This window comes from Halanaerobium saccharolyticum (assembly GCF_003053565.1).
Classification (GTDB): Bacteria; Bacillota; Halanaerobiia; order Halanaerobiales; family Halanaerobiaceae; genus Halanaerobium; species Halanaerobium saccharolyticum_B.
The window spans coordinates 122223-135438 of record NZ_QAXS01000001.1 but is presented as its reverse complement, the minus strand read 5'-3'; the positions used below and the strand labels follow the sequence as shown (position 1 = coordinate 135438).

The following is a 13216-nucleotide window of genomic DNA, read 5'->3' as shown; positions in this document are numbered from 1 at the left end:
TTAGATTCCTGCAGAATAAGTTTATTATGCTTCATTTTCAGACAGTTTTTTTAATACAGCAGAAACTATCCTATCATTTTCAGAATAGTCCTTTTTGACTTCTACATCTTTCCAGCGGTCACCAAAGAGCTCGCTGACTGCTTCAGCCTGCCGATAACCAATCTCTAAAAACAAACTGCCGCCTTCTTTAAGCACCTTTTCGGCCTCTGGAATTAAACGCCTGTAGTAGTCCAGACCATCTTTTCCTGCCTTCAGGGCAGTCTCCGGTTCTTTTTTGACCTCAGGTGAAAGTTCTTCCATCTCTGCCTCAGAAATATAGGGTGGGTTGGAGACTATAATGTCAATCCCCTTAATTTCCCTTTTGATAAATTCAGCCAGCAGGTCACTTTTGAGAATGCTCATCCGCTCACTCAATTCATGTTTTTCCATATTCTCTCGGGCAACTTTTAAAGCCTGAGCAGAAAGATCAACCCCCACCACTTTCGAGTCTTCAAGATAGTGGGCAAGACTGACAGCAATAGCACCACTGCCGGTGCCTACATCAATAATCTGTGGTTTATCAAGTTCCTTATTGCGGCAGTATTCAATAACTGCTTCCACCAAATTTTCGGTGTCCGGACGAGGAATTAAAATTCCTTCTCTTACTGTAAATTCTAAAGACATAAATTCCTTTTTTTCAGTAATATAGGCAACAGGAATATGCTGGGCTCTTTTTTTGATCATCTCACGATAGCTGTTGATTTCTGTGCTTTTTAAGGGATAATCATATTTTACATAAAGATTAATTCTCTCCATATCAAGGAGATCTGCCATCAGCACCTCAGCATCCAGCCGGGAACTTTCGATTCCTCTTTCTGCCAGAAACTGATCACTGCGATTAAGAAGTTCTTTAATGTTCATTTTAGATCTTCTCCAATCTTTTGATGTTATCCTCCTCAATTAAGGGCTCAATTACCTGATCTAAATCTCCATCAAGGATTTTATCCAGCTGATGAACAGTTAGATTGATGCGGTGATCACTTACTCTCCCCTGTGGGAAGTTGTAGGTTCTGATTTTTTCACTGCGGTCACCGGTTCCTACCTGAGATTTCCTGGCTTCAGCTCTTTCCTGCTGTTTTTCCTGCTCTTTTTTCTCCTGCAGGCGGGCTCTTAAAATCCGCATTGCTTTGGCCTTGTTTTTATGCTGGGATTTTTCATCCTGACAGGAAACTGTTAGACCTGTTGGCTCATGAGTAATTCTAATGGCAGAGTCAGTTGTATTTACACTCTGACCACCAGGTCCACTGGAGCGGAAAGTATCTATTGTTAGGTCATTAGTATTAATCTCAACATCTACTTCTTCTGCCTCCGGTAAAACAGCTACGGTTGCAGTTGAAGTATGAATCCGCCCACTTGACTCAGTTGAAGGCACCCGCTGAACCCGGTGAACTCCACTTTCGTACTTTAGATATTTAAAGATATCTGTCCCTTCGATGGTAAAGATGATTTCTTTAAAGCCGCCAGAACCTGATTCGTTGGCACTCATAATTTCTACCTTCCAGCCTCTGCCTTCGGCGTAACGGGTATACATTCTGTAGAGATCAGCGGCGAAAAGTGCTGCTTCGTCTCCTCCGGCTCCAGCTCTGATTTCCACGATAACGTTCTTTTCGTCATTGGGATCATCAGGCAGCAGCATAATTGGCAGCTTTTCTTCTAATTTTTCTTTTTTGGGCTTCAGTTCTGCGATTTCTTCTTCAAAAAGAGCCTGCATTTCTGGATCATCATCAAGCTCCATCATTTCTTCTGCTTCCTGAATCCCCTCTTTTGCTTCTTTATATTCTTTATATTTGTCTACAATCTTTTTTAACTTGGCATGTTTTTTTAACAGCTTCTGATACTTATCGCTGTCATTAATTACCTCTGGATCACTGAGTTTTGAATTTAACTTTTTATAATTATCTACCAGTTTATCCAGTTTTTCCTCTAAATTTTCTAAATCAAACATTTATATTTCACCTCATATTATCTTAAAATTAAGAGCAGATTATTCCCCTTTGATAGCGTGACAGCTTCTGCAGCGGGCCTCATAAACCTCGGAGGCACCAACTAAAATAACCGGGTCATCTTTTGCCGCCGGTTCACCGTCAATTAAACGCTGGGTTCTGCTTGCGGGTTCTCCACACTGGATACAGATAGCATGCAGTTTATCAACATATTCAGCTCTGGCCATTAATTCCGGCATGGGACCAAAGGGTTCACTCCGGAAATCTCTATCCAGACCGGCCAGAATTACTCTAATTCCTTTATCAGCCAGATTTTCACAAATTTCTACTAAATCTTCATGAAAAAATTGAGCTTCATCAATTCCAACAACATCAACATTATCATCAATCCGCTCCAAAATTTCTTCTGGATGATCAACCGGAACTGCTTCTATACTGTCTCCACTGTGAGAAACAACATCTTTTTTGCTGTAGCGATTATCTAAAACTGGTTTAAAAACTTTTACCTTCTGTTTGGCAATTTTGACCCTCCGTAATCTGCGGATTAATTCTTCACTTTTCCCGCAGTACATTGGACCTGTAATGACCTCAAGCCAGCCGCTTTTTGTAATTTTATACAATTCTTCCACCTCATCATTAGTTTACTGATCATAGTTTTAAATAAAAATTAAATCAAAAACTAACTCATTTAAGAGCCAGTTTATGAAAATTTTTCTAAAAAAAAAGCAGAGCAATTAAGCCCTGCAGCAGAAAAAAGGATTTCTTTACCGTCCTACTCAGAATCTTCTTCTGAGCTTTCGTCTGAAATCCCATATTTTTTATTAAATCTTTCGACACGACCACCTTTTTTGGCTTTACGCTGTTTTCCTGTATAGAATGGATGACAGCTAGAACAAACTTCTACCCTGATATCTTCTTTAGTTGACTTAGTTTTATAAACCTCGCCGCAGGCACAGGTTATTGTGGTTTCTTTTACGTCTGGGTGGATTCCTTCACGCATCTATATCACCTCTCTTGCATACATAATTGTTGTTACACCGATTATTTTATGTCTCAAAAATCGGGCTGAAGACATAAATCTTCACGCTAAGATTTATTATAACACAGGCCTTTTAGTGTTGCAAGGGAAAAAGCCTGTGTTTTTAGCAGCATACTACAATAATAATAGACAGGATTAGTTAAAGTTATTGACTTCTCCATAAATAATATGGTTGCTTTTCTCAATGACATTCATTATATTTGACTTAGTAACACTTGGGTCTTCACTATAAATATTTTTAAAATCTTCTTCTGAACCTATGTTAATCTCTACAACAGCTATTTTTATATAATTATAGCCCGAAAAACCATAAACATAATAGTTTTGATTAGAATTGGTTTCTAAAAGATCTAAAGCAAAATAAAATTCAGTTTCACTTCTACTACTTACACCACCATTGTAATTAACAAAATGATAGGATTGACTGTTATCATCTTGAACTAATGTATATGAAAAATCTGGATCAAATCTTTTATTTCCAAATCGATGCAATGTCCATTCTCCATTTTCAACCTGACCAAGATCACTTTCATTCAAAATTCCCTCAGCAATAAATTTATACTCTAGGTCTTCGTTATCCAGCCGTTCAAAGAAAACATTCTCTCCTTCATAAACATTACCCTGGTCAATGTTGGCATTTATAAAATCTATTTGCGGCTGTCCAGAATCCAGAGTTTCATATTCTTCTTTGAAGGTTAAAAATTGAGCTTCAGTTAAACCTGACATTATGATATATTCATGATCTGCAATCCCCATCAGATATTTAACTTCTGGATTGTCAGTTTCTGCTAGAAAGTAAGTATATTCGTCAGTAATACTATAATGACCACCTGTAAATGTAATTGTTTGATCAAAAGCTTCGCCATCTAAAGTTTCAAGATAAATTTCATAGTCCCATTCGGTTCCACCAGGTCTTTTCAGCTGAAAATAACCAGAAGTATTACCACTTGTTTGAGCCGCATAGACTACTTCGTTCTCAACCATCACAAAATCCATCGAAGTATCAGAACTAATATTTATATCAGCATCTAAATTCCGATAACTATCTGACTCTAATTCTATATAAGAGCTTCCACCCTCGATACTTTCTAAATTGTAAAGTCCATTCGCATCTGTATAAGTTACCTTTCCATTAATTCTAACCTCTACATTTTCAACTGGAATCCCCTGTAAATCAATAATTTCTCCGCTAAGCTGATAGGTTTCTCCATTAATATCAGAAAACATATCATCACCAAAATCTCCGCCGAAACATCCACTTAAGATGAAGATTGAAATTAATAAAATTAATGCTAATTTTATTTTTTTCATTACTCTTTTCCCCTTTATATTTAGAATTTTAGACTATAGTAGAATCTGGAGCCTACGCCATTTATTTTTGTTAAATTTATATTATCAAAAGTCAAATCAAAACCTAAGTTATTATTTTTATAAGATAATAAATGTAATTTATTGGGGACATCAAACCCAATTGAAAACAAGTTACCTTTATAATCATAAACTATACTATTTTTAAATGACCAGTAACTTTTTTTTGAGAAATCACCTAAAAAATATTCTCTGGCTGTAAGTTCAGAAACAAAAACCCAGCTCCCAATTTTTTTATTTAAATCAATTGTAAGGGCTTTAGGCAGATCCATCTCATAGTCAAACTCTTTCCACTTCCCTTTTATACTGGCATCATAATTAATAAAACCTTTTTCATCTAAATAAGCTGTATCAGAATCTATTTTGCTATACTCATAACGCATTTTCTCCCATTTAACAAATCCTAATAAATTATTGATGTATATAGTTAAGTCTAAATTGTTTTCTAGTTTAATTTCTCCACCTAAACCTAAGGATATCCCATAATTTTCACTATCTTTATGAAGAAAATAATTATTTGAATTTCCTTTAACTAGTAAAGGGGTCTCAAAAAAGGGATTACTATGTTCTGTTATGTCAAGATTCACTTTATAATTTCTATTTTCTATTGTTTTACCTTGAATATAATTAAAACCGAAAATTAGAGAATGTTTGGTTTTATTACTCTGAATTAGATCAGTTTTATATTTCAATTCTAAAATATTTAAATCAATTACTGAATTATTAATTTTTATATCTTTAAATTTATCTTTATTATTATAATTATTAATTCTATTAATTAATTCAATCGCATTGTTTGAAATATAATAAAATTGATTTTTGAGGCGATAATAACTCAATTTTATATCTTGATTTTGAATTTGAATCCCCTCTTTTATCAGATCTCTATGCTCTATATCCTTTTTTGATGAAGAAGAAACATAAGATAAATCTGAAAGAGATCCATTTTGGATTAATATTATTTCCTTAATATTTAATGTGTTATTATAAATATCTCTTTGAAAAGATAATTTATTATCAAATGCTTTAACATTCGTCGAAAAAATTATTACTATCAAAACTAAAACAAAAAGACACCCGATAAAAAATCGGGTGTCTTTAATTTTAAATCTAGAATAATGATTCAAAGTCGCCACTTTCGCTACCATCCTTATAATAATAAACCTTAACAATTCCATCTTCTTCTCTTATCTTAGCTAAAGTCTTACCTTCAGCATCTTTAATATAACTATTTTCAGGATCCAACTGTCCATTAGTATAAACATAAGAGAATTCGATGTTATTCTGATTAGTCAATAATGCTTTACCATTTTCACCCTCTGTCTCGATAAAGCCAGTGATACTTTTATCACCCTTTTTAATATTAACTTCATTATAACTGTAGTCATTAATTATCTCTTTCGTTTCTTTTTTAGGGTCGTAACTAACACTAGAATCCAAACTAACTGTTAAATTTTCGAATCCTTCATAGCCAACATTACCAACAAAATCTATATCTCCCATAAAATCAGTTTCTTCGACAGTTTTAAGTCCATTAAAACGTTCAACATTTAATGTTCCATCCCACCATGTTTGAGGAGATTCGAATAAAGTTCTCATATTAATTTCAGTTAAAACCAATTCTTCTCTCTGACTATTGTATCTTGATACTAGATTAATATAATCTGCAGCAACAGTCGTATTATTTGAAGCTAACAGAGTATCAAATTTACCTTTCGCATTTATTTCTAAATATTTGATATCAGTTGTATTATTATAAATTTCTGAACTGGTTAACTCATTGCTATTCCAAAGTTTACGGAATTGATCTTCAAATTCTCTTTCTGTATCAACGACTAGTCGACCATGAAATTTAAAAGAATCTGCCAGAGAAATCTCTCCGTCCAATACTGTATCGATATTTATCACATTATTATCACTACTAATATCATTTAGCCTGATGTCCTCTTCTAAACTTATATCTAAGTAAGCAGAATAATTTTCTCCAGTATAATCACCTTTAATAAACATCCAGTTATCCTCAGGAATAGTTAATTCAAAAGTAGTTGTTTGAGTAGTTTCATCAATTATATCAATAACTTTCTCTGGGGTTTGATTATCTGGATTAATATCTATCATACCAATAAATTTATTTGTGCTTTTATCCTTATTAATTTCATATTCAAACTTAATATCATTTAGATCTATTTTATCTATTTCAGTAGTCTCGTCAACATCATATTTACCTGGAAAATCAGTGAAAATATAAATTTCATTACCATCTGAATCAGTTATTTCCCAGTACCATCTCTCCATATTCATCATTTCAATAAAATGCTCTCTCATTTCTGAATCTGTCATTTGAGAGCCATCTTTAAGTTCAGATAATTTATAAACTTTCGGATCTGTTTGACCCGGTATGTTATAAATAAAATCAGTAGTAAATAAACCTTTAATATTCTCATTAAACTCAGCTGTAAAGCCTTCAATATTTTCACCAATGATTTCAGCATTTTCAGCCAGTATTTCATCCTGCTTTTTGAATGATTTATCAGCAAAAACTCCAGCATTTCTAACAAAAGAAATCATTTCTTTCGCTTTTACAGCATCTGATTTATTTGTCTCAATTGTATTTTCTAAATCAGCATCAATTTCTGTGAATACAGCTTTAGATTCCTCAGAAATTTGTCGTTCATTATTTTCATTTATTTCAAAAATCTTTTTGAAATCCTCTTCGTTTTCAGGCACTAAACCTTTATCTAGAACATTAGTTCTTAATTCGCCAACATCTTTAGAAGTCAACTTAACCTCTGATCCCGACTTCTTTTTTTCCTCAATCAAGAGAGTAATTATTGTGGATTCAGGATTTGCATTTGCTAACCCCTCGCTGTCTAGACCATCAACTTCAGGAACAAAAGTTGATAAATAAAGACCATCATCTCTAGTAAATGAAATTACAACATTAGATCCTTTTTCCACCTGAACGCTATAACTATTATCGGTTCCAACTTCTACAGACTCTGCAATTATTTTACCAGTATCAAAGTTTCTTGCAATACCAATAAATTCACCCTCATTAGATAAGCTATTAACCGAACTAACCTTCACAGTTCCTCCAGGTGGCTGAACAGTTCCACTTAAGGTGACCTGTTGAGTTGCTGGGCTTTGATCATCGTCTCCCGGTAAACTGCCATCACTAGAGCAGCCCGTAATTAAAAGACTCACAAATAAAACCATTGCTAAAAAATAAAAAACTTTTCTTTTTTTCATTTTGTAATTCCTCCCTGTTTTTAAAAATAAAAAAAGTCAAATTATTTAATTGACTTATTTACTTTTTCTATATAAATATTAATATTCCTTCTTTATTATTTAAATTATATAAAAAAAGACAAAGTTTGACATTTATATATAAAAAAAGACACCCAACTAATATTAGCCAGGCGTCTTACAATCAAACTATTTACTTTTTCAAAATATAGCTAATCCTTAAATACCTTATCCAGCATCTCCAGCAGTTCCTCATTGTCCTGAGTATTTTTAAGCTGTTTTAAGAAAGTATTCATCAGCTCATAATCTGTCATATCCTGAGTCTGCTGACGAAGCTTCCAGATAATCTCCAGCTCTTTTTCGCCTAAGAGCATTTCTTCTTTTCTGGTTCCGGAGCGGTTGATATCAATTGCCGGGAAGAGCCTTCTCTCTGCCAGACGACGGCTTAAGTGCAGCTCCATATTACCTGTACCCTTAAACTCCTCATAAATTACGTCATCCATCCTACTGCCGGTATCAACTAAGGAAGTAGCAATAATTGTTAAGCTGCCGCCTTCTTCAATATTCCGGGCAGCACCAAAAAATCTTTTGGGGAAATGCATAGCTGTTGGATCAAGTCCACCGGAGAGAGTTCTACCGCTGGGTGGAATGGTCACATTCGCAGCTCTGGCAAGCCGGGTAATGCTGTCAAGAAGTATAACTACATCATTTTTGTGCTCAACCAGCCGTTTGGCCTTCTCCAGCACCAGCTCAGCTACCTGAATATGCTCCTCAGGCGGCTCATCAAAAGTCGAAGCAATTACCTCTGCATCAACCGAGCGCCTCATATCTGTTACCTCTTCCGGCCGCTCATCAATTAAAAGAATCATCATCTTGCTTTCCGGATAATTATAGCGAATACTGTTGGCTACTTTTTTTAAGAGCACAGTTTTTCCAGCTTTAGGAGGAGAAACTAAAAGTCCACGCTGCCCCTTGCCGATAGGAGCAATTAGATCTATCATCCGGGAAGAAATTTCATTTTTGTGGTACTCCAGCTTATATCTCTCTTCCGGATAAAGAGGAGTTAAATCCTCAAAGTGTGAGCGCTCCCTTGCTTTTTCCGGATCCTGATAGTTTACTGCCTCAATCCTTAAAATAGCAAAATATTTTTCATTATCCTTGGGCTCCCTGACCTGACCGGAAACAACATCACCGGTCCTTAAATCAAAACGCCTGATCTGGGAAGCAGAAATATAGATATCATCACTGGATGGAATATACTTAGAAGGCCTAAGAAAGCCATAGCCTTCACTCTGGATAATCTCGAGGACACCTTCAGCAAAGATATTCCCTCCTTTTTCTGTTCCCTTCTTTAGAATAGCAAAGATTAGATCCTTTTTCCGCATCTGCGAATAACCGCTGACATCCATCTCCTTTGCTATTTCGTGTAATTCTGTTATAGTTTTTCTTTCTAACTCACTGATGTTAAGCACATCAAGTCCACCTTTCTTTATTTTCCCTGTTTTATTTAAAATTATATTGTTCGAATGAATAAATATTTATGTAAATCTTATAAAAGTAATAATCATTTAAAAAAGAAGATCTTGCTCACCAATTTAGTGGCCAATCACTGAGTCATTTAAGAATATTATTGTTGTTTGCTAATCCTGCCGCAGGAGGCGGCAATAGATTAGGTTGCCTCATTTATATTAACCGAGTAATTAATTTCAAATTTTGAATGATATTTATATTTTTGTCTGCAAACTCTAGTCGATGTAACTTAATAAATTACTTAGAAAAAGTTAATGATTAGCAGAGTTAAAACCGACCGAAGAACACGAGGTTCTGAGCTGACTGCGGCACAGGATGTGCCGATTAAGAAGGAAGTCAGTTTTAACTCTAATAAGAATTCTACTTTTTCTTGTAATTAAATTTGGAACGAGACTAGGGTTTGCAGACAAAATATTTAAGTCAATAACAAAAATTTGAAATTAAATTACGTTCAATCCTAACTGAAAAAGCAGATAAACTCCTGCAAAATAAACTACTGTGGCTGCAATCGCATCCCAGCCCATCCACATAAACGAGCGGCGTGAGCGATAAAACAAACCAATTAAAATTATTGTTGCCATCACAATACCTACCGTTGCAGTTAAAATATGTACTATGCGGGCATCTTCTAATAAAACTCCCTGCCGGTAAAAAACATCGGCAAAGAAAATAACTGTCATATTGAAAATATTGCTGCCGAAGACATTTCCGACTGCCATATTATAGGCACCGATCTTAATAGCAGAAATAGTTGCCACGAGTTCCGGCAGTGAAGTTGCCGCTGCCACCATTATTGAACCAATAAAACTTTGATCGATTCCGGTCAACATTGATATCTGATCAGCAGTAATAGTTAAACGATAGCCGCTAAAAACAATTACAACTGCACAGAGAGCAAAGCCCATCAGAGCCTTATTTAGAGTGTAATCTGGATTTGGATCCTCTTCCTTGACTGGATCATCGGGATCAAGAGGATTTTTCTTATCATAACGGTAAATCATCCGCACACTTACAAGATAAGTAAGCAGCAGAATGATACTATCTACTCCAACTCCAAAAATACTTAAATTAAAGTTCATAAAATGAGATAAAATTAGGCTGAAGACTACCAGGGCTGAAAGTAAAACACCTACCAGACCGGAAAGAATGTGGCTGTAGTTAACTCGAAGTAGTAGTGGACCTTTGCCCTGCAGCAGATCAGCAAAGGCTAAAATAACAAGGTTAAAAGTATTACTCCCAAAAGCATTACCGACTGCAATATCCGGCGCTCCAACAAGAGCCGAACTGATACTGGTTACCAGTTCCGGTAAAGAAGTTGCCATTGCAATCAAGATACCACCAATAAAAGCCTGACCCAGTCCACTTTTATCAGCAATTATATCGCCAAATCTTGATAAATAAGTTCCTGAAATTATAATAAAAACTGCCATTAAAATAAATTCTAACCAAAGCTGTGTCAAATAAACCCTCCTCATCTTTCAACACGGATACTGATAAAATACTTCAAACTCATAATTGTTATATGGAAATATTTTACAAGTACCCGGTACTAATAATAGTTTAAAATAGAAAACCGGATACTTGTGGAAAAATTTTACAAGTACCCGGTACCTATAACTTAACTTACCAAGCTTTTCCGTCACTACCTAAAATCTTGATTTTTTCTTTTACTTTTTCTGCAATTGCATCTCTTCCAGGTCCACAGTATTTACGTGGATCATATAATTCTGGCTTTTCAGCAAAGATTTCCTTAACTTTTGCAGTAAATGACTGCTGGAAATCAGTATTTACATTAACTTTATTTACACCAAGGCTTACTGCCTTTTCTAAGTCTGCAGCAGAAATACCAGAAGCTCCGTGAAGAACAACAGGCATATCAATTAAGCCCTTAATAGTCTTTAGTCTTTCAAAATCTAACTCAGGATCACCTTCGTAAACACCGTGAGCAGTACCGATTGCGATTGCAAGGGCATCTACACCAGTGGCTTCGATGAATTCTTTTGCCTGATCAGGATTGGTATACATTGCATCTTTTTCTTCAACTGTATGGTCATCTTCTGTACCACCAATTGTTCCTAATTCTGCTTCTACACTTACACCAACATTATGAGCTGCTTCTACAACTTTTTTAGTTAGGGCAATATTTTCTTCAAAAGGCTTTTTAGAAGCATCAATCATTACAGAAGAAAATCCTGCTCTAATACACTTCATAATACTCTCAAAGTCACTACCATGATCAAGGTGTAAAGCCACAGGAATATCAGTATTTGCTGTAGCAGCCTCTACCATCTTCATTACATAATCCATACCGATGTAGCGGATAGCACCTTCACTTGCCTGTAAAATAACAGGTGAGTTAAGTTCTTCTGCTCCCATCATAATTCCCTGCAGGAATTCCATGTTGTTGATGTTAAATCCACCTACTGCGTAAGTTCTCTTGTGTGCGTCCTGTAAAATATCTGCCATTGGTACTAAGTTCATAATTAATATCCTCCTTATTAAATATTAATCCAGGGTCTTTTAAAAATTATTTGGTTTTCCCTGAATAGAATGCAGCTGCACGCTGTTTAGCTGTCGCAGATTTTTTAAATCTTCTTTATCAACAGCTTCTATATTTAAACGCGAGCCGCAGTTGTTACAAATTAGTTGAATTTTATCAGAAAATAGTTCTATATTTATATCATCACTGCCGCATTCACAGCTTAGAGCTCCCTCAGCAGCAATGTCATGAATAATATCAAGCGCCTGCAGCATAATCTCAGGGTTTTTAAAATCATCAAAACCGAGTTCTGCTGCCATTAACTCCAGATCCTGCTTTTCCTTTTTTATTTCGTCATTAACCAGAGCTGGAGGTCCAAAAAATCCCGGGTTCAGACCCGTATCCCTGCAGGAAAGAGGTTGTAGATAATTTGAATGCCAGAAATCCTGGGCAGAAAATATCTCCTTATGTGCCTTATCACAGTGCAGACAGAAATAATTGATCTGCACCTGAGAATTTTCTTTTCTCAGCAGGGCAGCCTTTTCCGCTCCACAGCTGCAGCTTAACTGCTTTAGTTCTCCCACCGGCAGTTCAAAGATATTTACCTTTTCCTTTTCCAGACGACCACAGGCAGGACAGCTTAAAGCAATTGTTGTTGAAAGATTGATTAACATTATATATCCCGGCCTGTAAACTTGAGGCCAGGTCTTCACCTCCTTAACCTAATTATTCTTCATTGATTGTGAAAATCCTTTTTTGAATCTCAAAAATTAGGTTAAGGCTTAGAATACTGCTAATTATCCTCTTTAACAATTCGCTTAATTTCTTTAATCCGAACTCTGTGCTCTTCAGTTTTAAAACATTCAGCAAATGCTTCACTTTCATATTCATAACCGGCTTTAGAAGCTTCCAGATACTTCTTATTTACAGCTTTTTTGATCATTTTGACAGCCTGAGTTGAGCGCTCTGTGATTTCCAAAGCCAGTTCTCTGGCCTCAGAAAGCAGGCTGCGGGGAGTAACAACTTTATTAATCAAGCCCAGCTCATAAGCTAAAGCTGCATCAATAATATCACCTGTATATAATAATTCTTTTGCTTCTGCCTCACCGATCAGACGCGGCAGCCTCTGGGTTCCTCCAAAAGCAGGAATAATCCCCAGTTTAACTTCCGGCTGACCAAAACGGGAGCGGGTTGAAGCAAGCCGAATATCACAGGCTAAGCTGATCTCCATCCCACCACCAAGGGCATAACCATCGATTGCTGCTATGACGACCGGATCAGCTTCCTCGATTAAACTGCAGAGCTGCTGTCCTTTTTGGGAAAGCTTCTTTGCCTGCTCAAAGTTCAATTTTTCCAGATAATCAATATCTCCGCCGACCGAAAAAGCTCTGCTGCCTTCTGAAGTTAAAATTACCGCTGCTGCTTCCTCAGCTGCAAAAAGTTTTTCTAGCGTCTTTTGCAGCTGGTCTAATAGTTCTTCATTATAAGCATTTAAAACTTCCGGCCGGTTGATACTGACAGTTGCTACCGGAGAATCGAAGTCACATTTGACTAAATCCCCTGCCATGTTTT

The 13216-nt window shown here is 35.9% G+C and carries 12 protein-coding genes; all 12 read right to left on the bottom strand.

Features of this window, described 5'->3' with window-relative positions; genetic code table 11:
• Nucleotides 1-24: 24 nt before the first annotated feature.
• Entirely contained in the window at nucleotides 25-900 is an 876-nt protein-coding gene (prmC, locus tag C8C76_RS00615) for a peptide chain release factor N(5)-glutamine methyltransferase (RefSeq protein ID WP_108137645.1), read from the bottom strand.
• A gap of 1 nt (nucleotide 901) precedes the next feature.
• The gene (gene prfA, locus C8C76_RS00610; RefSeq protein ID WP_108137643.1) at nucleotides 902-1984 is read right to left on the bottom strand and encodes a peptide chain release factor 1; all 1083 of its coding nucleotides are present in this window, start codon (nucleotides 1982-1984) and stop codon (nucleotides 902-904) included.
• A 39-nt stretch (nucleotides 1985-2023) separates the two neighbouring features.
• The gene (locus C8C76_RS00605) at nucleotides 2024-2602 is read right to left on the bottom strand and encodes a thymidine kinase (protein WP_108137641.1); all 579 of its coding nucleotides are present in this window, start codon (nucleotides 2600-2602) and stop codon (nucleotides 2024-2026) included.
• A gap of 152 nt (nucleotides 2603-2754) precedes the next feature.
• A complete protein-coding gene (gene rpmE / locus C8C76_RS00600) occupies nucleotides 2755-2982 on the bottom strand; it encodes a 50S ribosomal protein L31 (RefSeq protein WP_076544173.1) in 228 nt (75 codons plus the stop codon).
• A 174-nt stretch (nucleotides 2983-3156) separates the two neighbouring features.
• Nucleotides 3157-4332, bottom strand: coding sequence for a carboxypeptidase-like regulatory domain-containing protein (locus C8C76_RS00595; RefSeq protein ID WP_108137639.1), 1176 nt, complete (start codon nucleotides 4330-4332; stop codon nucleotides 3157-3159).
• Between the two features lie 20 nt (nucleotides 4333-4352).
• Nucleotides 4353-5525: a hypothetical protein gene (locus tag C8C76_RS00590; RefSeq protein ID WP_146161845.1), complete on the bottom strand. Its 1173-nt coding sequence runs from the start codon at nucleotides 5523-5525 to the stop codon at nucleotides 4353-4355.
• Entirely contained in the window at nucleotides 5500-7638 is a 2139-nt protein-coding gene (locus C8C76_RS00585) for a hypothetical protein (RefSeq protein WP_108137635.1), read from the bottom strand. The genes C8C76_RS00590 and C8C76_RS00585 overlap by 26 nt, the downstream gene beginning before the upstream one ends.
• 209 nt (nucleotides 7639-7847) lie before the next feature.
• Nucleotides 7848-9107, bottom strand: a complete 1260-nt coding sequence (rho, locus tag C8C76_RS00580) for a transcription termination factor Rho (RefSeq protein WP_108137633.1) — start codon at nucleotides 9105-9107, stop codon at nucleotides 7848-7850.
• A gap of 498 nt (nucleotides 9108-9605) precedes the next feature.
• Nucleotides 9606-10625, bottom strand: coding sequence for a sodium:calcium antiporter (locus C8C76_RS00575; protein WP_108137631.1), 1020 nt, complete (start codon nucleotides 10623-10625; stop codon nucleotides 9606-9608).
• Nucleotides 10626-10788: 163 nt separating this feature from the next.
• Nucleotides 10789-11646, bottom strand: coding sequence for a class II fructose-1,6-bisphosphate aldolase (fba, locus tag C8C76_RS00570; RefSeq protein WP_108137629.1), 858 nt, complete (start codon nucleotides 11644-11646; stop codon nucleotides 10789-10791).
• A gap of 39 nt (nucleotides 11647-11685) precedes the next feature.
• The gene (locus tag C8C76_RS00565) at nucleotides 11686-12318 is read right to left on the bottom strand and encodes a hypothetical protein (RefSeq protein ID WP_108137627.1); all 633 of its coding nucleotides are present in this window, start codon (nucleotides 12316-12318) and stop codon (nucleotides 11686-11688) included.
• A gap of 119 nt (nucleotides 12319-12437) precedes the next feature.
• Nucleotides 12438-13211 carry an enoyl-CoA hydratase/isomerase family protein gene (locus C8C76_RS00560; RefSeq protein ID WP_108137625.1) on the bottom strand — a complete coding sequence of 258 codons (774 nt, stop codon included), beginning with the start codon at nucleotides 13209-13211 and terminating at the stop codon, nucleotides 12438-12440.
• Between the last annotated feature and the right edge of the window lie 5 nt (nucleotides 13212-13216).